Source organism: Acidocella sp. C78 (assembly GCF_907164655.1).
Genome location: NZ_CAJQZK010000022.1, coordinates 24,601 through 46,608 on the forward strand (window position 1 = coordinate 24,601; position 22,008 = coordinate 46,608).

Consider the following 22,008-nt stretch of genomic DNA (forward strand, 5'->3'; position numbering starts at 1 on the left):
CACGGAAAGTTCGTTCACGCGGGCTCCAGCAACACTTTACGGACATAGAAAATGTATTCGAACACGACGACGAGCGCGAGGCCGAACCAGGTCAGCGCGTATTGCTCGGAATTGTTGGGCGGCAGCGGCAGGCTCGGCGCCGGAATCGGCCCGCCCGCCACCGGCTTCGGCCCCACCGCCACCAGCGTGAACGGCGCGACGCGGCGAAACCCCAGCGCCGCCCCGATCGCCGCGGGATCGAGCGTGTAGAACACCCTCCGCGCGAGGTTCGGCGCCGGCGCGAAGGGCCCGAATTTCTGCGGCGCCTGCACATAGCCCGACACCACCGCCGGCCCCTCAGGCAGCGGCACCGCGCGCGGCGCCTGCCCCCGCACCCAGCCGAGATCGACCAGCACGACAACCCCGTCCTCGCTCCGGAACGGGACGATCAGTTGCCCGCCCTGCAACGGGCCCTTCGGGGAATTGCGGATCTGGTCGCCATAGAACGCAGCCTTGCCGGCGATCCAGGCCCCGCGCAGTGCGACCTTCTCATAAGGCGAGGGTTTCGGCCCAAGCGGCACCGGCGCGCGCAGCTGGGCGGCGCGGATTTCCCGCTGGATGCGGTCCTTGTAATGCCAGCGATGCACCTGCCAGACGCCGAGGGCGATCAGCAGCACCAGCATCACCAGGCTGAACACGCCCATCCCGATCAGGCGCCGCCAGCGCGTGCGCGGCAGAGCCTGACCGGTCATGCGTCAGGCGGCGGTAATGGCGCTGCGGCCGAAATAATAGATGCAGACGAACAGGAACAGCCACACCACGTCAACGAAGTGCCAGTACCACGCCGCCGCCTCGAAGCCGAAATGCCGCTTCTGGGTGAACTGGTTCCTGAGCGCGCGGAAGAAATTCACGATCAGGAAGGTGGTGCCGACGATCACGTGGAACCCGTGGAACCCGGTGGCGATGAAGAACACCGAGGGGAAGATCCCGCCATGATAGAAGTTGAACGGCGAGTGCGTGTATTCGTAGGTCTGCCCGCAAAGGAAGGCGAGGCCGAGCAGAACGGTCACCCCCAGCCCCTGGATCAGCCCGCGCCGATCGCCCTCGATCAGCGCGTGATGCGCCCAGGTGATCGTCGTGCCGGAGAGCAGCAGCACCATGGTGTTGAACAGCGGCACGGCGAACGGATCGATCGTCGTGATATGCGCCGGCGGCCACACCGGCTGATGCATGTAGCCCTGGTGCGCGGGTAGAAGAAGAAGTTGAAATACGCCCAGAAGAACGAGACGAAGAACATCACCTCGGAGGAGATGAACAGCGCCATGCCGTAGCGCAGGCCGATCTGGGTGACGAGCTTGTGCAGCCCCGGCGTGCGGCTTTCCCGCACCACGTCGCGCCACCACACGAACATCGTGCTGACCGCGCCGAGGAAGCCGGCGATCAGGAACCAGTAATCGTTGAAATGCGCGACGAAAATGATCCCGGTCGCGATCAGGATGGCGGACATCGCACCCGTCAGCGGCCAGACGCTCGGCTCCACCAGATGATACGGGTGGGGCACCCGACCCGCGATCTGCCCTTCGGCAGTATGACTTTCAGCGCTCATGAGACACTCTCTCCCGATAGAAGCCGGCCGCTATGGCCCCAGTATGTTTCACCACATCTGCCCGGCGTGATATAGCTTCACGACGGCCACCGCGTAAATCAGCCCGCACAGCCCGACCAGCGCGGCGAGCAGCGCCCAGTTCCTGCCCCGCCGGCGGCGATAGAATTCGCGCCGTTCCTCTTCACTCCAGTCCTTGCTGGTCACGTGCCGCGGCTCGGTCATACCAGGTGGTCCACCACCAGAGCGCCGAACATCAGGAACAGGTAGAGGATCGAAAACTTGAACGCCGCCTTGGCCGGCGCGTCGCGGGTCAGGCTGTTGCCCTGCTCGTCCTGGCGGTCGCGCAGCACCCGCCATGAATACCAGATGAACATCAGCCCCAGCGCCATCGCGCTCGCGCCATAGACCGGCCCGGTCAGGTGCAGCACGTAGGGCAGCAGCGAGAGCGGCACGAGCCACAGCGTGTAGCGCATCACCGCGAGCCGCGTCGCCTTCTGCCCCGCCACCACCGGCAGCATCGGCACGCCGGCCTTGGCGTAGTCGCCCGAGGCGAACAGCGACAGCGCCCAGAAATGCGGCGGCGTCCAGAAGAAGATGATGGCGAACAGCACCAGCGGCAGCAGCCCGACATGCCCGGTCACCGCCGCCCAGCCGATCACCGGCGGAAACGCGCCCGCCGCCCCGCCGATCACGATGTTCTGCGGCGTGCGCCGTTTCAGCCACATCGTGTAGATGAACACATAGAACCCGATCGAGCCGGCCAGCAACATCGCCGCCAGCAGGTTGGTCGACATCCACATGAGCAGGACCGACAGCGCCGACAGCGCCACGCCATAGGCCAGCGCGCTTTCCGGCGCGATCCGCCCGGCCGGAATCGGCCGCCGCGCGGTCCGCCGCATCACCGCGTCGATGTCGCGGTCATACCACATGTTGATCGCGCCGGCCGCGCCCGCGGCCATGGCGATGCACAGCACCGCGCTGAACCCCAGCACCGGATTGATCCCGCCCGGCGCCACCAGCAGCCCCGCGGCGCCCGAATACACCACGAGATACAGCACCCGCGGCTTCAGCAGCGCCAGCCAGTCGCCCGCCGTCGCCCCGAGAATCGACTGGTCGAGCAGCACGGGGTCGGGCGAGGCGGACGCGGAGGTCCGCAGGATGGTATCGCTCATTCCATCAATCCTGCCGGCACGGCGTCGCCGCGGCCGGTATTGCCGGTGTCATGCGCGGCGGGGCCCCTCCCTCGGAGACACCCCGCCGCCCCTGCCATGTCCGGGCGATCCGCGTCAGCGGATCACCGGCACGTCTTCGAAGGTGTGGTGCGGCGCCGGCGAGGGCACCGTCCACTCCAGGGTCGTCGCCCCTTCGCCCCAGTAATTCGCGGCGAGGGTCTGCCGGCCGGTGAAGATCTTGAACAGGATGTAGAAGAACACCAGCGTGCTCAGCCCCGAGATCATCGCGCCGACCGACGACACATAGTTCCACCCCGCGAAGGCCACCGGATAGTCCGGGTAGCGGCGCGGCATCCCGGCGAGGCCGAGGAAGTGCTGCGGGAAGAAGGTCAGGTTGACGCCGATGAAGAACATCCAGAAATGCAGCTTCGCCGCCGCCTCGGGATAAGGCTGGCCATACATCTTGCCGATCCAGTAGTAGAAACCGGCGAAGATCGCGAAGACCGAACCCATCGACAGCACGTAATGGAAGTGCGCGATCACGAAATACGTGTTGTGCAGCTCGGTATCGAGGCCGGCATTGGCCAGCACCACGCCGGTCGCGCCACCCATCACGAACATGAAGATGAACCCGATCGCCCAGATCATCGGGGTCTTCAGCTCGATCGAGCCGCCCCACATCGTCGCGATCCACGAGAACACCTTCACCCCGGTCGGCACCGCGATCACCAGCGTCGCCGCCTCGAAATACACCTTGCTGTCCACCGAAATGCCGGAGACGAACATGTGGTGCGCCCAGACCACGAAGCCGACGAACCCGATCGCCACCATCGCGTACACCATGCCGAGATAGCCGAAGATCGGCTTCTTCGAGAAGGTCGACACCACATGGCTGATCACGCCGAAGGCCGGCAGGATCATGATGTACACTTCCGGATGACCGAAGAACCAGAACAGATGCTGGAACAGCACCGGGTCGCCGCCGCCGGCCGGCTCGAAGAACGAGGTGCCGAAATTGCGGTCCATGATCAGCATGGTGATGGCGCCGGCCAGCACCGGAATCGCCAGCAGCAGCAGGAACGCCGTCACCAGCATCGACCAGACGAACAGCGGCATCTTGTGCATCGTCATGCCCGGCGCGCGCATGTTCAGGATGGTGGCGATGAAGTTGATCGCCCCCAGCAGCGAGGAAATGCCGGCCAGATGCAGCGAGAACAGCGTGAAATCCGTCGCCACCCCCGGCTGGTAGGTGATGTCCGACAGCGGCGGATACAGCGTCCAGCCCACGCCCGACCCGGCGCCGACCAGCAGCCCCAGATTGACGAAGATGAACGCCATGAACAGGAACCAGAAGCTCATGTTGTTGAGCCGCGGGAAGGCCATGTCCGGCGCGCCGATCATCATCGGCACCATCCAGTTGCCGAACCCGCCGATCAGCGCCGGCATCACGAAGAAGAAGATCATCAGCAGCCCGTGCGCCGTGACGATCGCGTTCCACGCCTGGCCCGAGGTGACCAGCGTGTTGTTCGGATGCGCGAGCTGCGCGCGCATGATCATCGAGAGGACACCCCCCTCGATCGCGGCGATCACAGCCCAGGTAATGTAGAGAGTGCCGATATCCTTGTGGTTCGTGCTCATCACCCAGCGGCGGAAGAAGCCGGGCTGGTGGTGGGCATGCTCACCATGGGCATCGTGCAGTGCGGTCGCGGACATTGTCATATGCTCCTGATGGTCGCCGACTACAGTTTATCGCGCGGTTTCAGCCGGAGCCGCGCTCGCCAGCGCGATCCCCGTATTGCCGGCCGAGGCGGCCTTCTGCGCCGCCGCCTTCATGGCCAGCACCTCGTATTTGTGCACAGGCGGCACATTGCCCTGGGCGGCGTCGGCCTTCGCCTCGGCCAGCCACGCCTGGAATTCCTTCATCGGCAGGGCAACGATCTCGATCGGCATGTTATCGTGATTCATGCCGCATATCTGGTTGCATTCCCCATAATAAACACCCGGCGCGTCGATCTGCGTCCATTGCCGCCAGTACTGCCCCGGAATCGCATAGCGCTGCACGCCGAGCGAGGGAATGAAGAACGAGTGCAGCACGTCGGCGCTGGTGATCTTGAACACGATCTTCTCGTTCGCCGGCACCACCAGCGGATGATCCACCGAAAGCCGCGCGATCTGCCCCGGCTTGATCTGGTTGTCCGGCACCGGATACGAGGTGAAATCGACCCCCTTGGCGGTGGGATAGTCATATTCCCAATACCACTGGTGCCCGGTCACCTTCACCGTCATGTAAGCGTGCTTGTAGTTCGACTGCTCGTAGATCAGGTTGAGCGACGGCACGAAGATCACGATCAGCAGCAGCGCCGGCACCACCGTCCAGATCACCTCGATCAGCGTGTTGTGCGTCGTCGTCGAGGCCACCGGGTTCTTCGAGGCGCGGAACCGCACCATCACCGTGACCAGCAGCACGCCAACCAGCCCGACCACGCCCGCCATGATCCAGAGCACGAACTGCATCAGCCAGTCGATGCTCTTCTGGATCGGGCTGCCCGCCGGCTGGAACCACCACTCCCACGGCCGCGGCGCGTGGACCGGAAAGCCCACCGCGTTCTTCGCGTCAGCGAGCGCCGGCTGCGTCGCGGCGATCGCCACCGCGAGGCCGATCAGGCCCATGAACAGATATTGATTGGATCGTTTCATCAGCTCCGCCAATTCCGTGTGCTCGGGCCGCGTTCAGCGCGACCGTCTAGGTCAGTTGGGTCAAAAACAAGCCATGGCGCACACGGAGCGGATTACGCCCGGTTCACGCGCATTCAACAAACTGGATATAACACCCCCACCCCGCGATCAAGCCGTCCGTGTCATTAACCCGGCCGCGCCGATGCAGAATCAGGGTTGCTCAGCGAGACCAGCCGGAACAGGCCGAACGGCCACATCGGCACCGCGCTCGCCGCCTTGCGCTGCTCCGCCGGAATCAGCCGCTCGATGGCGAAATCCGGGTGCCAGCCCAGCGCCCGCGAGGCCGGCGCCAGCGCCCGCTCGACCAGCGCCATCGGCCCCGATTCGGCGGCGAAATGATTGACGAACAGAATCAGCCCGCCCGGCCGCACCACCCGCCGCAGCTCGGCCGCCAGCCGGCGCGGATTCGGTACCACCGAGGCGACGAACATCGCCACCGCGATATCGAAACGGTGATCCTCGAACCCGGTCGCCTCGGCGTCCAGCTCCAGCAGCTGGCGCACATTGCCCAACCCCTCGCGCGCCACCCGCGCCCGCGCCCGCTCCAGCATCTCGGTCGACAGGTCGATCCCGGTGATCCGCTTCTCCGGGCGATAATGCGGCAGCGCCAGCCCGGTGCCGACCCCCACTTCGAGAACCTCGACCCCCTCGGCCGCGTTCACCGCGGCAACCGCCGCCCGCCGCGCCGGGGCGGACACCGCGCCGAACACCCGGTCATACACGCCCGCCCAGCGGCGATACGCCGCCCGCACGGCATCCGCATCGAGCGACGACCCGCGCGCCAGCCCCTCCGCATCCACGGTGCCCGGCGCGTCATTATATGCTTCGCTCATACCCGCAGACCGCTCCTGTCGCTGCTGCCGTCCGCATCGCCGCGGCACCGAGCCCCGCGCGCCCCCGCCGGAAGCGCACGACACCCCATCACCGCGCCTCCCCGGACGCCCTTGCCCCGACACTGCGGCAGGCCGCCGTCCGCGCAAGCCCGGATCGTGACCCGGACCCGCAAAATGCCTCAGGCGACGTCCTCGCGGCGGTCCCGCACCCGGACATAGGCGATCTCGGCATGAGGCTGGCAATACGGCTTGCCCACCAGCGCCGGATCGCCGCAGAACCGGAAGCTCGGCGTCCCCGGCTCGCCGATCGGCCAGCAGCACGAGGGCGCGCGCGCCGCGGCCCGCGGTTGCGGCTGCGCCGGGCGCGAGGACACCAGCGTCGGCCGCGCCGGCACGGCCCGCGCGGGCGCCGCCTGGCGAACCGGCGGCGCCGCTTCCGCCACCGGCATCGCGGCCGGGGCCGGCTCGGCCGGCACCGCGAGCGAGGGCAGGGTCGGCCCGGTCACCCGCGCCGGCGCCGGCCGCGCGGGCGCCGCCCCGAGGGATCGCGCCGGATCGGCGATGGCCGCGCCGGCAGGTCGAGCCGATGCGCCTTGCCAACGACCGAATTCTTCGAAATATTCAGCCGCCGGCCGATCTCTGCGGTCGAAAGCCCTTCGTCCCAGAGCTGGCGGAGCCGGGAAACGATCTCGTCGGTCCATTCCATGGCCTGTCCTGTCCCTCTCTTTTGCTACAACATTCTGTAGCCGAGCGGCGTATCGTTCTCAACATCTAGTTGAGACGCCCAGGCCAGATTTCTGTGGAAAACCCGCCGCGCCGGCCTATTTCACCGCCTCGCCGGCGAAGCTGCCCCAGAACGCGGCGCGCCGGAGCCAGCCGGTCCGGTGCCCGGCCTCGACCCGGCACCACGTCGCCCCCGCGCGGCAGCGCCGGATCACGCCGATCACCCCCTTGTCGAGATAGGCCACCGCCGCCGCGTCCCGTCGCGGCGCCGCCCGCAGCGTGCCGCGCGTCGCGGTGACGATGAAGCTGCGCACCCCGTGCAGCAGCGCCTCGTGCACCCAGCCATCGCCGCCATCGGGGGCCACCACGCGCCGCCACACGTTGAACTCGCCGGTCACCTCCACCGGCAGGTCGAAACGGTGATAGACCCAGACGATCGGATACTGGAAGCCCGGCCCCGCCCGCATGTAGATTTCCTTCGAGCGGAAACTCTCGAAGCGCGGCACCGGCCAGCCGGTCGCCGATCCCTTGGCCGGCCCCGGCCCGGGTCCCGCCGGCGGCGCCTGCCAGGCGCCGAGCAGCAGCGCCGCCGCCACCAGCGCCGCGCCGGGCAGCAGCCGCCCTCTAGCCGCCGCCACAGCCGCCGCATCCCGGCGCGCGCGGCACCGCGATCGTCCGGAACCGCGCATCCAGCGCGTCCCACAGCAACAGCCGCCCGGCCAGCGAGGTGCCAATGCCCAGAATCTCCTTCATCGCCTCGGTCGCCTGCAACGTCCCCATCACCCCCGTCACCGGGCCGAGCACGCCAGCCTCCGAACAGGTTGGCACCATGCCCGCCGGCGGCGCCTCGGGATAGAGACACCGATAACAGGGGCAATCCGGCCCCGCATGCGGCTTGAAGGTGGAGATCTGCCCCTCGAAGCGCAGCACCGCCGCCGAAACCAGCGTCCGCCGCGCCGCCACGCAGGCATCGGCGACGAGAAACCGGGTCGCGAAATTGTCGGTCCCGTCGAGCACGATGTCGTGCGCGGCGACCAGTTCGCCGACATTCCCCGCCTCCAGCCGGGCGCGTATCGGGTTGACGCTGACCTCCGGGTTGAGCCCGCGCATCGTCGCCGCGGCACTCTCCACCTTCGGCGCGCCGAGAAACGCCACGCCATGCGCGATCTGGCGTTGCAGGTTGGAGAGTTCCAGCACGTCGTCATCCACGATGGAAATCCGCCCCACCCCGGCGGCGGCCAGGTAGAGTGCCGCCGGCGAGCCGAGCCCGCCCGCGCCGACGATCAGCACCGAGGCCGCGCGCAGCCGCGCCTGCCCGGTGCCGCCCACCTCGCGCAGCAGGATGTGGCGCGAATACCGCGCGATTTCGGTTTCGGTAAAATCCAGATCCATGCTGCGTCAAATCGCACCGCCCGCCGCCCTTCGCAAGGGCGCGGATCACCGCGCCCGCTCTACCCGACCAACCTCGCCGATCACCGCTTGATCGCAACCGCCCCGCCCGGCATCCTCTCCCGATGACCACGCCCCCCCAGGAAGCCGCCAGCGCGGCACTCGTCCTCTTTTCCGGCGGCCAGGACAGCGGCACCTGCCTCGCCTGGGCGCTCGACCGCTACGACCGGGTCGAGACGATCGGCTTCTTCTACGGCCAGCGCCACGCGGTCGAGCTGGAATGCCGCGCCCCGCTGCGCGCCGCCATCGCTGCCCTGCGCCCCTGGCGCGGCACACTCGGCGCCGACACGATGCTCGACATCAGCGCCGCCCTCGCCACGCTCGGCGCCACCGCGATGACCGCCGACATCGAGATCGAAACCACCGCCTCCGGCCTGCCCAACACCTTCGTCCCCGGCCGCAACCTGCTCTTCCTCACCTATGCCGCCGCCCTCGCCTATCGCCGCGGCATCCCCACCCTGGTCGGCGGCATGTGCGAGACCGACTATTCCGGCTACCCCGACTGCCGGAACACGACGATGCAGGCCATGCAGCTCGCCCTCACCCTCGGGCTCGACCGCGCCGTCACGGTCGAAACCCCGCTGATGTATCGCGACAAGGCCGCCACCTGGGACCTCGCCGCCAGCCTCGGCGGCGCCGCGCTGGTCGAGGCGCTGCGCACCCTCAGCCATAGCTGCTATCGCGGCGAGCGCGCCACGCTGCACGACTGGGGCCATGGCTGCGGCGCCTGCCCGGCCTGCGACCTGCGCGCCGCCGGCTGGCGGCGCTGGCGCGCCGGACGGGCGGCTTTTGTGACCGGCTCGTGACAGTTTCACATACCCTCGGGCCCTCCGGCTGTTTCTCGTGCATCCATTTGATGATATGATCACGTATCCGGGTGGTGCAGACGGTCGCGACGCCGCACCGCAGGCCGGGACAGGACGCCGCTCCGGCGCGCCGGCGGCATCTCCCGCCGGAGCCGGGCCGTCCGCCAGGCCCGCGGTCCGCATCGCGACATCGGCAAGACGTCGGTTGGTGTTGAAACTCACGCAAGCGCCGCACGGGCGGCGCACAGGTTAGCGAGACGATGAAGACGATCAATGCGATCAGAATGGGTGGCGTCGAGGTTCTCCCGCTGGTCGAGGGCGGCAAGGGTGTGGCGGTCTCCAACGGGTTGTCCGCCGGAAGCTGGGCCGCCGCGGGCGGCGTCGGCACGTTCAGCGCCGTCAATGCCGACAGCTACGACGACTCCGGCCGCCCGATCCCGCAGGTCTATCGCGGCACCACTCGCCGCGCCCGACACGACGAGCTGGTCGCCTACGCGATCGAGGGCGGCATCGCCCAGGCCCGCCGCGCCCACGAGGAATCCGGCGGCGCCGGCCGCATCCACGCCAACATCCTCTGGGAAATGGGCGGTGCGGAGCGCGTCATCACCGGCATTCTCGAAGGGGCGAAGGGCCTGGTGAACGGCATCACCTGCGGCGCCGGCATGCCCTACCGGCTCTCGGAAATCGCCTCGAAATTCAACATCCACTACTACCCCATCGTCTCCTCCGCCCGCGCCTTCAACGCGCTCTGGCGCCGCGCCTACCACAAGGCGCAGGAACTGCTCGGCGGCGTCGTCTACGAAGACCCCTGGCTCGCCGGCGGTCATAACGGCCTGTCCAATTCCGAAGACCCGACGAAGCCCGAAAGCCCGCTGCCCGCGTCATCGAGCTGCGCCGGCAGATGCGCGCCTTCGGCCTCGACGACACCCCGATCATCATGGCCGGCGGCGTCTGGTGGCTCGAGGAATGGGAAGACTGGATCGACAATCCCGAGCTGGGCCCCGTCGCCTTCCAGTTCGGCACCCGCCCGCTGCTGACGAAGGAAAGCCCGATCAGCGACGTCTGGAAGCAGAAACTGCTCACCCTGAAACAGGGCGATGTCTATCTCAACCGCTTCTCCCCCACCGGCTTCTATTCCAGCGCGGTGAACAACGGCTTCATCCAGGGCCTGCGCGCCCGCAACGAGCGCCAGGTCGCCTACACCACCGAGCCGGTCGGCGAGCATACCGAGGAATACGGCGTCGGCCCGCGCAAGCGCCCGGTCTGGCTCACCCCGGCCGACCTCAGGGACGTCCACGCCTGGGAACGCGAAGGCTTCACCGAGGCGATGCGCACCCCGGATTCCACCCTCGTCTTCGAAACCCCCGAAGCCGCCGAGGACATCCGGCGCGACCAGGTGAACTGCATGGGCTGCCTCTCGCAGTGCCGCTTCTCCAACTGGTCGCAGGAGGAGCCCGATTTCTCCAACGGCAAAAAGTCCGACCCGCGCAGCTTCTGCATCCAGAAAACCCTGCAGGACATCGCCCACACCCATAACGATCCCGAATCGGTCGACCAGAACCTGATGTTCAGCGGCCATAACGGCTACCGCTTCGCGACCGACCCGTTCTACTCCAACGGCTTCATCCCCACCGTGAAGCAGCTCGTCGAACGGATTCTCACCGGCCGCTGACCGCGTCAGAGTCTCCCCGGCCGCTGACCGCGTCAGAGTCTCCCCGGCCGCTGACCGCGGCCAGCCTCTTTCTGGCCGCGGTCAGCCGATGCCGAGGGCGTCCAGCACAAGCGCGGGCGTGATCGGCAGCGCGGTGATCCGCGCGCCGCGCGGTGACAGCGCATCGTTCACCGCGTTCAGCACCGCCGCCGCCGCCGCCGCGGTGCCGGCCTCGCCCACGCCCTTCGCCCCGATATGGCTTTCCTTCGTCGGCGTGCAGACATGGCCGATCACGATATCCGGCATCTCGGCGGCCATCGGCACCAGATAATCCGCCATCGTCGCGTTCAGCATCTGCCCCTCGGAATCGTAGCGGCATTCCTCGAACAGCGCCGCCCCCAGCCCCTGCACCACGCCGCCGCGAATCTGCTCGTCCACCAGCAGCGGATTGATGATCGTCCCGCAATCCTCGACCACGAAATGCTTCAGCAGCCGCACGAAGCCGGTCTCGGCGTCCACCTCCACCACCGAAGCCTGCACCCCGTTGGTGAAGGCGAAGGGATAGTCCCGCGGCACGTAATGCCGGCTCGCCACCAGCGCCGGCTCCACCCCATGCGGCAGCGTGTCGGGCCGGAAATGGGCGATGCGCGCCAGCTCGGCGAGGCTCATCCGCGCGGCCCCGCCCGCCGCATCCACGATCACGCCATCCCGGATATCGAGCGCCTCCGGGGCGGCCTGCAGAATGCTCGCGGCCAGCGCCAGCACGCCCTCCCGCAACGCCGATGCCGCGCGGAACGCCGCCTCGCCGCCCACCCCCGCCCCGCGCGAGGCCCAGGTGCCGCCGCCATAGGGTGTCGCGTCGGTATCGCCGAGCTTCACCAGCACCCGCGCCGGGTCCACCCCCATCGCCGCGGCCGTCACCTGGGCGAGCATCGTCGTCGTCCCCTGCCCCTGCTCGGTGGTGCCGGAGAGCAGCACCACGTCGCCGGCGGCATCGAGCCGCGCCGTCGCCCCGTCCTGTGCCGCGATCCGCGCCCCGCCGACGCCGTAGAACGCCGCCCCCGGATTGGTGATCTCGATGAAACTCGCGATCCCGATGCCCCGCCACACCCCGCGCGCCCGCAGCGCCGCCTGCTCCGCCCGCAGCCCGTCATAGTCCATCAGCCGGACCAGCTCGTCGAGGCACGCATGGTGCGACAGCGCCTCGAACTTCATCCCCGCCGGCGAGACGCAGGGATAGGCGTCGTCGGCGATCAGGTTGCGCCGGCGCATCTCGACCGGGTCGATCCCCCGCCGCCGCGCCGCCTCGTCCACCAGCGCCTCGGTCACCGCGGTCGCGATCGGATGCCCCACCGCGCGATATTGCGACATCATCGCCTTGGTCTGGAACACCACCCGCGCCCGCGCCGCGTAATGCGCGAACGCATACGGCCCGCCGACCAGATTGATCACCTGGTTCGCCTCCACCGCCGAGGTGCGCGGATAGGCCGAATACGGCCCCACCCCGGTCAGGTCATCCACCGCGAATCCCTCGATCCGCCCGTCTTCCGCCACCCCGATCCGCGCCGAAACCACATGCCCGCGCGCATGGATGTCGCCGGTGAAACTCTCCAGCCGGTCGGCCACGAACCGCACCGGCCGGCGCAGGATGCGGCTCGCCGCCACCGCCGCCATCTCGTCGGGATAGACATGGATCTTGATCCCGAACGACCCGCCGACATCCGGCCCGATCACCCGAATTTGCCGCTCGGCGAGGCCGAGCAGCGTCGCCAGCACGGTCTGGAACATATGCGGCACCTGGGTGCCGAGATGCACCGTCAGCCGCTGCTCGCCCTCGTTCCAGTCCGCCACCAGCGCGCGCGGCTCCAGCGTCACCCCGGTATGGCGGGCGAAGTCGAACTCCAGCGCCACGCACTCCGCCGCCGCGTCGATCGCCGCCGCCCCGCCGCCCGCCTCGATCGTCCGCGCGAAGGCCAGATTGTCCCCAAGCTCGGGATGGATCGCCGCCGCCCCCGGTGCCAGGGCGGCCAGCGGATCGACCACCGGCGGCAACGGATCGTAGTCCACGACAATCCGCTCCGCCGCATCCTCCGCCTCGGCCCGGCTCGCCGCCACCACCATCGCCACCGGCTCGCCCTGGAACCGCGCAACCCCGCGCGCCAGCGGATATTGCGGCGCCGATTTCAACCCTTGCAGATGCATCAGCACGCCGACCCAGGGCGCACACCACCCCTCCAGCGCCGCCGCGTCGAACACGCCGACGACGCCCCTCATCTCCCGCGCCGGCGCGAGGTCGATCGCCCCGATCCGCGCATGCGCGTAGGGCGATCGCAGGAACGCCGCATGAACCATGCGCGGCAGCGCGATGTCGCTGGCAAACAGCCCGCGCCCCTGCGTCAGCCGCCGCGCATCCGGCCGCGCCATCGCCCGCCCGATCGGCCGGTCCGCGCCGTTCATGCCCCCCTCCGCGCCCGCGCCGTCGCCTCGACCGCGTCGATGATCGCCTCATACCCGGTGCAGCGGCAGTAATTGCCCGAAAGATGTTCGCGGATCGCCGCGCGGTCGGTCGCATCGGGCGCATGGGCGAGGAAATCCGCCGCCGCCAGCACCATCCCCGGGGTGCAATAGCCGCATTGCAGCGCGTTGCGCCGCCAGAACGCCTCCTGCAAATCCGCCACCTCGCCCGAATCCGACACGCCCTCGATGGTCTCGACCACGCATCCCTCCGCCTGCACCGCGAGCACGAGGCAGCCGCGCACGATCGCCCCGTCCAGCCGCACCGTGCAGGCGCCGCATACGCCGTGCTCACAGCCGAGATGCGTGCCGGTCAGGCCCAGCCGCTCGCGCAGGAAATCGGCGAGGTGCAGCCGCGCCGGCACCTCCGCCTCGACGCGCTCGCCATTCACGATCAGGGAAATCGCCGTCATGGAGCCAGACATTCCTTCATCACCCGCCGCAGCAGCACCCGCGCCAGGTGCAGCCGCACCGGCGCCGAAATCTCCGAATCCGCATGCGGCGGCAGATCATGGTCCAGCGCCGCGCACGCCGCCTCGAGCCCCGCTAACCCGTCCGCAAGCGCCCGCTCCGCCGCCGGCGCGCGCAGCGCCGCGTGGCCGACCGCGAAAAGCCCGAGCCGCACGATGCGCCCCTCCACCGCGGCGGCGAGCCCGACCAGCGCGTAATCCCCATGCCGCCGCGCCAGCTCGGCGAAGCCATGCCGCCGCCCCTTCACCAGCGGAATCTCCACCGCGGTCAGAATCTCCCCCGGTTCCAGCGCCGTCCCGAACAATCCGGTGAAAAAATCCGCCGCCGCGATCCGCCGCGTCCCCGGCGCCCCCTCGGCGATCATCACCGCGTCGAGCGCCAGCATGCAGGCCGGCAGTTCCGCCGCCGGATCGGCATTGGCGAGGCTGCCGCCGATCGTCCCGCGCGTGCGGATCGCCGGATGCGCGACATGGGCGAGTGCGGTTGCGATCAGCGGCGCATGGGCGGCGATCTCGGGTGCTTCCAGCAGCATCGCATGGGTGCAGCCGGCGCCGATCCGCAGATGCGTCGCCGTCACCTCGATCCGCCGCAGTTCCGCGATCCGGCCGATATCGACCAACAGCCCCGGCGCCGACAGCCGGAAATTGAGCGCCGGCAGCAGGCTCTGCCCGCCGGCCAGCAGCACCGCCCCCTCACGGGCGGCAAGCAGGCCGATCGCCTCGGCGACCGACCCGGCACGGACATAATCGAATGGAGCAGGTTTCATGACATTCCTCGCCCGAAACCTGTCCGATCGCGGCGTTCAGCGCAAGGGCTGGCGGCCGCGATCCTTCAGCATCCAGAGTGCCACCACCGACATCGCGCAGCCGACCAGCAGATAGGCGCCGGCCGCGAGCTTGAACCCGGTCAGCCCGATCAGCGCGGTGGCGATCGGCGGCGCGGTGCCGCCGCCGATCCCGAGCCCGACATTGAACGCCAGCGAATAGCCCGACAGCCGGTATTCCGAGCGGAACTGCTCGGAGAGCATCGCCGGCGCCACCCCCATGATCGCCCCCAGCAGCAGGCCCGAGACCACCTGCGCGATGGCGAAGGGCGTCATCGCGTGCTCCGCCATCGCGAAGAACGGCAGCGCGAGCACCAGCAGCAGCCCGAAACTGCCGATCAGCCAGGAGCGGCGCAAGATCCAGTGATCCGTCAGCCAGCCCGACAGCGGAATCAGGAACAGCACGAACAGCTGCGTGACGGTGACGATCTACAGCGCCAGACTGTCCGAAATCGCGCCGAACTTCGCCCCGAACGTGGGCAGGAACACCAGGGTGAGATAATCCGCCACGCCATAGCCCCAGGTGAACAGCATCGCCAGCACCATCACCTTCGGGCTGCGGCGGAACGCCTGGCGGATCGGCAGCTCGCCATCCGTCGCCGCCTGGTCCGGCTCATAGCCGGTATCGCTCAGCCGCGAGCGCACCAGATAGGCCAGCACCGCGAGCACCCCGCCGGCGAGGAACGGCAGCCGCCAGGCCCAGCCCTGCACCGCGCCGTGCCCGGCGAACAGCGTGGTCAGCGCGGCGAAGCCGGCGGCGAGCAGATAGCCGCCGGTCGAACCGAAATTCGCGAAACTGCCGGCGAACCCCCGCCGGTTCGCCGGCGCGGTTTCCACGAGATACGACACCGAGCCGGTGAACTCCCCGCCCACCGACAGGCCCTGAAACAGCCGCACCACCAGCAGCAGCACCGGCGCCCAGAAGCCGATCTGCTGATAGGTCGGCAACAGCCCGACCGCCGTGGTCGCCAGCCCCATCATCACCACCGAGGTCACCAGCACGGTCTGCCGCCCCACCCGGTCGCCCAGATGGCCGAAAATCACCCCGCCGATCGGGCGCATCATGAACCCGATGGCGAACCCGCCATAGGCGCCGAGCAGCGAGGCGATCTTGTCGGTCGAGGGAAAGAACAGGCTGCCGATCATCGGCGCGAGATAGCCGTAAAGGCCGAAATCGTACCATTCCAGCACATTGCCGATGGTCCCGGCGCCGAGATTGCCGAGCGAGAGTGTGTGGTGCTGCTTGAGCCGCCCAGATGCAGGGGCGGGTGTGGCGGCGGCGGATGTGGGTTGCGACATGTCGGGCCTCGCTGTCTTGCCCCCGCGACGCCGATGCCCCGCCACACCCGGTCAGGGGCGGCGCGGCGCGGGCCGGGCGGGGGATATGTTGCGGCCGGGATGACGGCGTTGCGTCATGCCGGCGCCGGTCGCCCCACGGGGCGTCCAGCCCGCCGAACACCCGCAACCGGGCCGAACGGCGACAAATGGATCAGGCGCCCCGAACGGGCGCCGGCGGATCGATAACCATGGTCAGATATGGCCGCACCCGCCCGGCCTTCAAGAAATAAATGCAGCATCCATGCCATTTTTATCACGGCATCGCGAACATGCCTTGATTGGTCTTGATCGTTCCGCAGCGATCAAAACATCCCCGCGCCCGCCTCCAAGACCCTGGCGCCGTGCCTCATTCGGGCAGATAGACGCTGGCGACCAGCCCCTTGCCGCCCGGCCGGTTCGCCAGCGTGATGTCGCCGCCATGCGCGCGAATGGCGTTGCGGGCGATGGCGAGGCCGAGCCCCGAGCCGCCGGTCTCGCGGTTGCGGCTGATCTCCAGCCGGCGGAACGGCTCGAACACCCGCTCCAGCTCGCCCGGCGGCACGCCCGGCCCGTCATCCTCGATATCGATCCGCATCGTGTGCCGCTCCGCCTTCTGCAACGACACCCGCGCGGCATGGCCATATTTCACCGCATTGCCGATCAGGTTGGCGAAGGCCCGCTTGAGCGCCAGCGGCCGCCCGCGGATCGTGACATGATCCGGCCCCTGATAGCGCATCCGCCGCGCCGCCCCCGGCGCGATATCGGCGGTCTCGTCGATCACCGTGCGCAGCAGGATCGCGAGATCGACCGGAACCGACGCCTCGGTCTGCGCCACGTCGCGGCCGAAGGCGATGGTCGCGGCCAGCATCGCCTCCAGCTCGGCAAGATCGGCGAGGATCTTCTCCCGCTGGGCGTCGTCCTCCAGGAATTCCGCCCGCAGCCGCAGCCGCGTGATCGGCGTGCGCAAATCATGCCCGATCGCGGTGAGCAGGAAGGTCCGGTCCTCGACGAAGCGGCGGATGCGCGCGGCCATGGTATTGAACGCCACCGCCGCGGTCGCGATCTCCACCGGCCCGCGCTCCGGCAGCGCGGGCGCGTGGGCGATGTCGCGGCCGAGCTGCTCCGCCGCCGCCGCCAGCGTCCGCACCGGCGCCGTCAGCCGGACCACCCCCCAGAAGATCAGCAGCCCGCCGAGCACGAACATCACCAGGAAGGCGCTGGCGAAGCCCGGCTGCGCCCAGGGCGGGCTCGGCCGGAACGGGCTGCGCACCGTCAGCCAGTCCGGGCTGTCGGGAAGCTGGAAGCTCAGGATCAGGGTCGAGGGCGACATGCTGCCGCGCATCATCACCTGCCGCGGCTGGAGGAATTCCGGCGTCGGAAAGGCGAGCAGCGAGCCCTGGATCATCTGCCGCGTCGGCAGCGGCAGGGTGAAACTGTCGGCGAAGGGCGGGCTCGAATCGAGGCTCACCCGGTCGCCCGCCTCGCCGTTGATGGCGGCGACGATCACCGCCCGCCGCTCCGGCGGCGCGCTCGCCACCCGGCGATAGATCGCCCCGTCCCGCGAGGCGATCGCCCGCTCCGCCACCACCCGGTTGACGTCGATCTGGTTGAGCACGTGAATGCCAAGGCCGACCGCCTGGATGATCGAGAAGCCGAGCAGCAGCGTGAGCCCGGTGCGCCAGGCGAGGCTCGCCGGCCAGAACCGGCCGGGCCGCCACCATCCTGTTTTCATGACCGCTCGACGGTCGCGGCCAGAACATAGCCGCCGCCGCGCACCGTCTTGATGATCTGCGCGCGCCGGCCGTCATCCTCGAGCTTGCGCCGCAGCCGCGAAATCGCGACGTCGATGGCCCGGTCGAACGGCCCCGCCTGCCGCCCGCGCAGCAGGTCGAGCAGCATGTCGCGCGTCAGCACCCGGTTGGGCCGGTCGAGCAGGGCGAGCAGCAGGTCATATTCCCCGCCGGTCAGCGGCACCTCGACCCCCTTGGGGTCGACCAGCCTTCGCCGTGCGGTCTCCAGCATCCAGCCGGCGAAGCGGTAGAGCCGCGCCGAGGTCTCATGCCCGTGCGCCTCGCCCTCGCCCACCCGGCGCAGCACGGCGCGGATGCGCGCGACCAGTTCGCGCGGGTTGAACGGCTTGGTCACATAGTCGTCGGCGCCGAGTTCGAGCCCGATGATCCGGTCCGGCTCCTCGCCGAGCGCGGTGAGCATGATGATCGGCACCTGCGATTCCGCGCGCAGCCAGCGGGCGAAATCGATCCCCGGCTCGCCCGGCAGCATCAGGTCGAGCACGACGAGCTGGTAATGCCCGTTGAGAAAGGCCCGCCGCGCCTCGCGCGCATCGCGCACCGCGGTGACCCGGAAGCGCTGGCGTTCGAGAAACCGCGCCAGCAGCTCGCGAATATCGTGATCGTCATCGACCACCAGAATATGCGGCATCGTCTCCATGGCTGTTACAATAGCCGAATTCGTTTCGCCTTGGGGGCCAAGTTGCATTTCCTTACGCAAATCCGCAACCCCGCCCCGGCCGAAATTTCACTTGCAGCCGGACGGCGATGGCCCTATGTCGCGGCTCACGCAGCAACGCACGTGCCTCTGCCTCCCATCGGGGGTTACGCAACGACGTCAAGCGTTCTGGCAACTGCCGGCCTCCGCGCCGGTTCCGTCTGGTCGCTGGTTCGTTCGACCGTTTCGCAACCCGCCGCGCGCGCCCTCCCGGGCGCGCCTGGCTCCGAGACTTGCAAGGGAGAGGGCAATGACCCCCAGGCTCGCCCGTTTTCTCGACTCCGGCATGGTGTCCACGCCGGCCATCGTCGTCGATCTCGATCGCGTGGCGGCGAACTTCGCCGCCCTGCGCGCCGCCCTGCCCGACGCCGCGATCTATTACGCGGTGAAGGCCAACCCCGCCGCCCCGGTGCTCGATCGCCTGGTCGGCCTCGGCTCGCGCTTCGATGCCGCCAGCATCGAGGAAGTGCGCGCCTGCCTCGCCGCCGGCGCCGCCCCCGCCGCGATCAGCTTCGGCAACACCGTCAAGAAGCGCGCCGCCATCGCCGAAGCGCATGCAAGCGGCGTCGATCTCTTCGCCTTCGATTCCGACGAGGAGCTGGACAAGCTCGCCGCGGCCGCGCCCGGAGCAAAGGTCTATTGCCGCCTCGCCGTCAGCCAGGACGGGGCGGACTGGCCGCTCTCGCGCAAGTTCGGCACCAGCGGCACCCATGCGCGCGACCTGCTGCTCCGCGCCGAGGCGCTCGGCCTCATCCCCTGGGGCGTCTCCTTCCATGTCGGCAGCCAGCAGACCGGCGTCGGCGCCTGGCGCACCGCTATCGGCCAGGCCGCCGCCGTGTTCACCGATTTGCGCGCGCGCGGGATCGATTTGCGGCTGCTCAATCTCGGCGGCGGCTTCCCCACCCGCTACCGCGACGACATCCCGCCGCTCGGCGATTTCGGCGCCGCGATCATGGACGCCGTGCGCCAGGCGTTCGGCAACAACCTGCCGGACCTGCTGATCGAGCCCGGCCGCGCCATCGTCGGCGATGCCGGGGTGGCGGTGAGCGAGGTGGTGCTCGCCTGCGCAAGGCACGAGGATGAGGGCCGCCGCTGGGTCTATCTCGATCTCGGCCGTTTCGGCGGCCTCGCCGAAACCGAAGGCGAGGCGATCCGCTACCGCATCACCGCCCCCGGCGTCGCCGGCGCCGACGCGCCGGCCGTGCTCGCCGGGCCGAGCTGCGATGGCGTCGATGTGATGTACCGCAACACGCCCTGCCCGCTGCCCGCATCCCTCGCCGCCGGCGACCGCGTGCTGATCCACGATGCCGGCGCCTACGTGACAAGTTACGCAAGCCAGGGGTTCAACGGTTTTCTCCCGCCGGAAGAGCACTATCTGTAAGCCAGCCGCGCTGCCCGGTGTCCGGGCGGCGCGTTGTTGCAACCAGCGCTCAGGGAGAGCTTCATGACCGACCAGATCACCACCACCATCGGCAGCATCGACATCAAGGCCGCCGACGGTTCGGGCGCGTTCAAGGCCTACACCGTCACCCCCTCCGTGAAGCCGACCGGCGCCGTCGTGGTGATCCAGGAAATCTTCGGCGTGAACGACGCGCTGCGCGCGACCTGCCACGAAATCGCCGAAATGGGCTTCATCGCCATCGCGCCGGACCTGTTCTGGCGCCAGGAGCCCGGCGTCGACCTCACCGACAAGTCCGAGGCCGAGTGGAAGCGCGCCTTCGAGCTGATGAACGGCTTCGACCAGGACAAGGGGATCGAGGATCTGAAAACCACCCTCGCCACCGCCCGCGCCCTGCCCGGCTGCAACGGCAAGGTCGGCACCGTCGGCTTCTGCCTCGGCGGTCGCCTCGCGGTGATGATGGCCACACGGTCGGACGCCGATGTGAACATCTCCTATTACGGCGTCATGCTCGACAAGCTGATCCCCGAATTCGGCAATATCGGCCGCAAGCTGGTGATGCACATGGCCGAGCTCGACGAGTTCGCCCCGAAAGAGGCGCGCGATGCGGTGATGGCGGCGACGAAGAGCAACGCCCTGGTCTCCTCGCATGTCTATCCCGCCGTCCACCACGCCTTCGCCCGCGTCAACGGCGTGCATTTCGACCGCCGCGCCGCCACCATCGCCAATGGCCGCACCGCCGAGGCGCTGGTCGAGGCGCTGGGCTGACAACGGGGCGCGGCGCGGATGATCCCCCGCCGCGCCCTTCTCGCCGGGCTCGCCACGAGCCCGGCCTTCACCCACACCACTGCCCGCGCCGCCGCGCCGCCATCTCCCGGCGCCGCCATCGCCACTGCCCTCGACTCGATTCCCGCCGGCCCCGCTTTGCTGCCGAGCTACCCCGACAGCGCGGCCAATCGCCATTTCCCCGCCTTCTTCCCCGCCAATGACGGCGTCGCCTATGTCTATGACAACGCCCTCGCCGGCCTCGCCCTCCTCGCCGCGGGCGATGCGCCGCGCGCCGCCCGCATCGCCGACGCTCTCGCCCTCGCCCAGGCGCACGACCCCGACCGCGCCGCCCCCCGCCTGCGCAACGCCTATCGCGCCGGGCCCATGCGCCTGCTCCACGGCGCCGTCCCCCTGCCCGGCTGGTGGGACGCGGCGGGCGGCCACTGGGCCGAAGACCCCTACCAGATCGGCAGCGAAACCGGCCCCATCGCCTGGGCCACCCTGCTCTGGACCAGCCTCGCCCGCGCCGGGGTGAACGCCACGCGCTACCGCCAGGCGGCGATGCGCGCGGCGGACTGGATCGCCACCGATTGCGCCGCCCCGCGCGGCTTCACCGGCGGGCTCTACGGCTTCCCGCCGCACCCGCAACGCCTGGGCTGGACCAGCACGGAGCAAAACACCGATCTCGCGGTCGCCTTCGCCCGGCTCGGCCGGCGCGCGGAGGCCGCCCACGCCGCCGGCTTCGTCCGCGCGATGCGCGATCCCGCGACCGGCCTGTTCGCCGCCGGCCTGCTGCCGGATGGCCGGATCAACCGCCTCGTCGCCGCCGACGCCACTCTCTGGCCGATTCTCGCCGGCCTCGCGCCGCCGGACGGCGTCGCCGCCAGCCTCACCGCCGCCCTCGCCGTCCTCGGCCGCCCGCAGACCCACCCGGCCGGGATCGGCTTCAGCGCCGCCAGCCGGGCGCTCTGGACCGAGGGCACCGCCTTCGCCCTGCTCGCCCTGCGCCGCGCCGGCGGCCACAAGGCCGCCGCGTCGCGCTTCGCCGCCACCCTCGTCGCGGCGCGCGGCGTCTCGGGGTTCCTGCGCACGACCACCGCCGCCGCGCCGCTCGCCACCGGCCTCACCACCGGCCCCGGCCGCGGCGCCCACGCCTTCGTCTACTACCCGGTCCCCGCCCTCGCCCCGACCGCCTGGGCCGCCCTCGCCGCGCGACGGCACAATCCGCTCGCCCCCTGAAATTACCCTCGGCTTGC

At 69.4% G+C, this 22,008-nt stretch carries 21 protein-coding genes and 2 pseudogenes; 5 read left to right on the forward strand and 18 right to left on the reverse strand.

Annotation, left to right across the window (positions count from 1 at the left end):
• Window positions 1-14: 14 nt before the first annotated feature.
• The 11 genes and pseudogenes from ACIDOCELLA78_RS000000108800 to ACIDOCELLA78_RS000000108850 all read right to left on the reverse strand — a co-directional run bounded on the left by ACIDOCELLA78_RS000000108800 (window position 15) and on the right by ACIDOCELLA78_RS000000108850 (window position 8,441).
• Window positions 15-731 (reverse strand): SURF1 family protein, encoded by a 717-nt coding sequence (locus ACIDOCELLA78_RS000000108800; RefSeq protein ID WP_201729264.1) that lies wholly within the window; start codon window positions 729-731, stop codon window positions 15-17.
• 3 nt (window positions 732-734) lie between these two features.
• Window positions 735-1,157, reverse strand: a complete 423-nt coding sequence (locus ACIDOCELLA78_RS000000108805; protein WP_307850925.1) for a cytochrome c oxidase subunit 3 — start codon at window positions 1,155-1,157, stop codon at window positions 735-737.
• Window positions 1,088-1,585 carry a cytochrome c oxidase subunit 3 gene (locus ACIDOCELLA78_RS000000108810; protein ID WP_307850926.1) on the reverse strand — a complete coding sequence of 166 codons (498 nt, stop codon included), beginning with the start codon at window positions 1,583-1,585 and terminating at the stop codon, window positions 1,088-1,090. The genes ACIDOCELLA78_RS000000108805 and ACIDOCELLA78_RS000000108810 overlap by 70 nt, the downstream gene beginning before the upstream one ends.
• 48 nt (window positions 1,586-1,633) lie before the next feature.
• On the reverse strand, window positions 1,634-1,807 hold the full coding sequence (locus ACIDOCELLA78_RS000000108815; RefSeq protein WP_201729265.1) for a hypothetical protein: 174 nt from the start codon (window positions 1,805-1,807) through the stop codon (window positions 1,634-1,636).
• A complete protein-coding gene (locus ACIDOCELLA78_RS000000108820; RefSeq protein WP_201729266.1) occupies window positions 1,804-2,757 on the reverse strand; it encodes a heme o synthase in 954 nt (317 codons plus the stop codon). The genes ACIDOCELLA78_RS000000108815 and ACIDOCELLA78_RS000000108820 overlap by 4 nt, the downstream gene beginning before the upstream one ends.
• A gap of 114 nt (window positions 2,758-2,871) precedes the next feature.
• Window positions 2,872-4,470 (reverse strand): cytochrome c oxidase subunit I, encoded by a 1,599-nt coding sequence (gene ctaD / locus ACIDOCELLA78_RS000000108825; protein ID WP_201729267.1) that lies wholly within the window; start codon window positions 4,468-4,470, stop codon window positions 2,872-2,874.
• Between the two features lie 33 nt (window positions 4,471-4,503).
• Complete coding sequence (gene coxB, locus ACIDOCELLA78_RS000000108830; protein ID WP_201729268.1) at window positions 4,504-5,454, reverse strand: cytochrome c oxidase subunit II; 951 nt, start codon at window positions 5,452-5,454, stop codon at window positions 4,504-4,506.
• Between the two features lie 164 nt (window positions 5,455-5,618).
• Complete coding sequence (locus ACIDOCELLA78_RS000000108835; protein WP_201729269.1) at window positions 5,619-6,326, reverse strand: class I SAM-dependent methyltransferase; 708 nt, start codon at window positions 6,324-6,326, stop codon at window positions 5,619-5,621.
• Window positions 6,327-6,505: 179 nt separating this feature from the next.
• Window positions 6,506-7,032: pseudogene (locus tag ACIDOCELLA78_RS000000108840) on the reverse strand (GcrA family cell cycle regulator).
• Window positions 7,033-7,147: 115 nt separating this feature from the next.
• Window positions 7,148-7,687 carry an SH3 domain-containing protein gene (locus ACIDOCELLA78_RS000000108845; RefSeq protein WP_249676314.1) on the reverse strand — a complete coding sequence of 180 codons (540 nt, stop codon included), beginning with the start codon at window positions 7,685-7,687 and terminating at the stop codon, window positions 7,148-7,150.
• The gene (locus ACIDOCELLA78_RS000000108850) at window positions 7,674-8,441 is read right to left on the reverse strand and encodes a molybdopterin-synthase adenylyltransferase MoeB (RefSeq protein ID WP_201729271.1); all 768 of its coding nucleotides are present in this window, start codon (window positions 8,439-8,441) and stop codon (window positions 7,674-7,676) included. The genes ACIDOCELLA78_RS000000108845 and ACIDOCELLA78_RS000000108850 overlap by 14 nt, the downstream gene beginning before the upstream one ends.
• 122 nt (window positions 8,442-8,563) lie before the next feature.
• On the opposite strand from ACIDOCELLA78_RS000000108850, the gene queC reads away from it, so the two are divergent.
• Both queC and ACIDOCELLA78_RS000000108860 read left to right on the forward strand, forming a co-directional pair.
• Window positions 8,564-9,304: a 7-cyano-7-deazaguanine synthase QueC gene (queC, locus tag ACIDOCELLA78_RS000000108855; RefSeq protein WP_201729272.1), complete on the forward strand. Its 741-nt coding sequence runs from the start codon at window positions 8,564-8,566 to the stop codon at window positions 9,302-9,304.
• A 260-nt stretch (window positions 9,305-9,564) separates the two neighbouring features.
• A pseudogene (locus ACIDOCELLA78_RS000000108860) lies at window positions 9,565-10,976 on the forward strand (NAD(P)H-dependent flavin oxidoreductase).
• A gap of 81 nt (window positions 10,977-11,057) precedes the next feature.
• On the opposite strand, the gene ACIDOCELLA78_RS000000108865 reads toward ACIDOCELLA78_RS000000108860, so the two are convergent.
• The 7 genes from ACIDOCELLA78_RS000000108865 to ACIDOCELLA78_RS000000108895 form a co-directional block, all read right to left on the reverse strand.
• Window positions 11,058-13,412, reverse strand: a complete 2,355-nt coding sequence (locus ACIDOCELLA78_RS000000108865; RefSeq protein ID WP_201729273.1) for a xanthine dehydrogenase family protein molybdopterin-binding subunit — start codon at window positions 13,410-13,412, stop codon at window positions 11,058-11,060.
• On the reverse strand, window positions 13,409-13,882 hold the full coding sequence (locus tag ACIDOCELLA78_RS000000108870) for a (2Fe-2S)-binding protein (RefSeq protein WP_201729274.1): 474 nt from the start codon (window positions 13,880-13,882) through the stop codon (window positions 13,409-13,411). The genes ACIDOCELLA78_RS000000108865 and ACIDOCELLA78_RS000000108870 overlap by 4 nt, the downstream gene beginning before the upstream one ends.
• Window positions 13,879-14,706, reverse strand: a complete 828-nt coding sequence (locus ACIDOCELLA78_RS000000108875) for a xanthine dehydrogenase family protein subunit M (RefSeq protein WP_201729275.1) — start codon at window positions 14,704-14,706, stop codon at window positions 13,879-13,881. The genes ACIDOCELLA78_RS000000108870 and ACIDOCELLA78_RS000000108875 overlap by 4 nt, the downstream gene beginning before the upstream one ends.
• 36 nt (window positions 14,707-14,742) lie before the next feature.
• Complete coding sequence (locus ACIDOCELLA78_RS000000108880; protein WP_307850929.1) at window positions 14,743-15,192, reverse strand: MFS transporter; 450 nt, start codon at window positions 15,190-15,192, stop codon at window positions 14,743-14,745.
• The gene (locus tag ACIDOCELLA78_RS000000108885; RefSeq protein ID WP_249676320.1) at window positions 15,193-16,062 is read right to left on the reverse strand and encodes an MFS transporter; all 870 of its coding nucleotides are present in this window, start codon (window positions 16,060-16,062) and stop codon (window positions 15,193-15,195) included.
• Window positions 16,063-16,447: 385 nt separating this feature from the next.
• The gene (locus ACIDOCELLA78_RS000000108890; protein ID WP_201729276.1) at window positions 16,448-17,812 is read right to left on the reverse strand and encodes an ATP-binding protein; all 1,365 of its coding nucleotides are present in this window, start codon (window positions 17,810-17,812) and stop codon (window positions 16,448-16,450) included.
• Window positions 17,809-18,528, reverse strand: a complete 720-nt coding sequence (locus ACIDOCELLA78_RS000000108895) for a response regulator (protein ID WP_201729277.1) — start codon at window positions 18,526-18,528, stop codon at window positions 17,809-17,811. Before ACIDOCELLA78_RS000000108895 ends, ACIDOCELLA78_RS000000108890 begins: the two co-directional genes overlap by 4 nt.
• 307 nt (window positions 18,529-18,835) lie before the next feature.
• Here ACIDOCELLA78_RS000000108895 and ACIDOCELLA78_RS000000108900 point away from each other — a divergent pair, with 307 nt between their 5' ends.
• The 3 genes from ACIDOCELLA78_RS000000108900 (at window position 18,836) to ACIDOCELLA78_RS000000108910 (ending at window position 21,991) form a co-directional block, all read left to right on the forward strand.
• Window positions 18,836-19,966 carry a type III PLP-dependent enzyme gene (locus ACIDOCELLA78_RS000000108900; RefSeq protein WP_201729278.1) on the forward strand — a complete coding sequence of 377 codons (1,131 nt, stop codon included), beginning with the start codon at window positions 18,836-18,838 and terminating at the stop codon, window positions 19,964-19,966.
• 63 nt (window positions 19,967-20,029) lie between these two features.
• Window positions 20,030-20,752: a dienelactone hydrolase family protein gene (locus ACIDOCELLA78_RS000000108905; protein WP_201729279.1), complete on the forward strand. Its 723-nt coding sequence runs from the start codon at window positions 20,030-20,032 to the stop codon at window positions 20,750-20,752.
• 18 nt (window positions 20,753-20,770) lie between these two features.
• On the forward strand, window positions 20,771-21,991 hold the full coding sequence (locus ACIDOCELLA78_RS000000108910; protein ID WP_201729280.1) for a hypothetical protein: 1,221 nt from the start codon (window positions 20,771-20,773) through the stop codon (window positions 21,989-21,991).
• The last annotated feature ends 17 nt before the right edge of the window (window positions 21,992-22,008 follow it).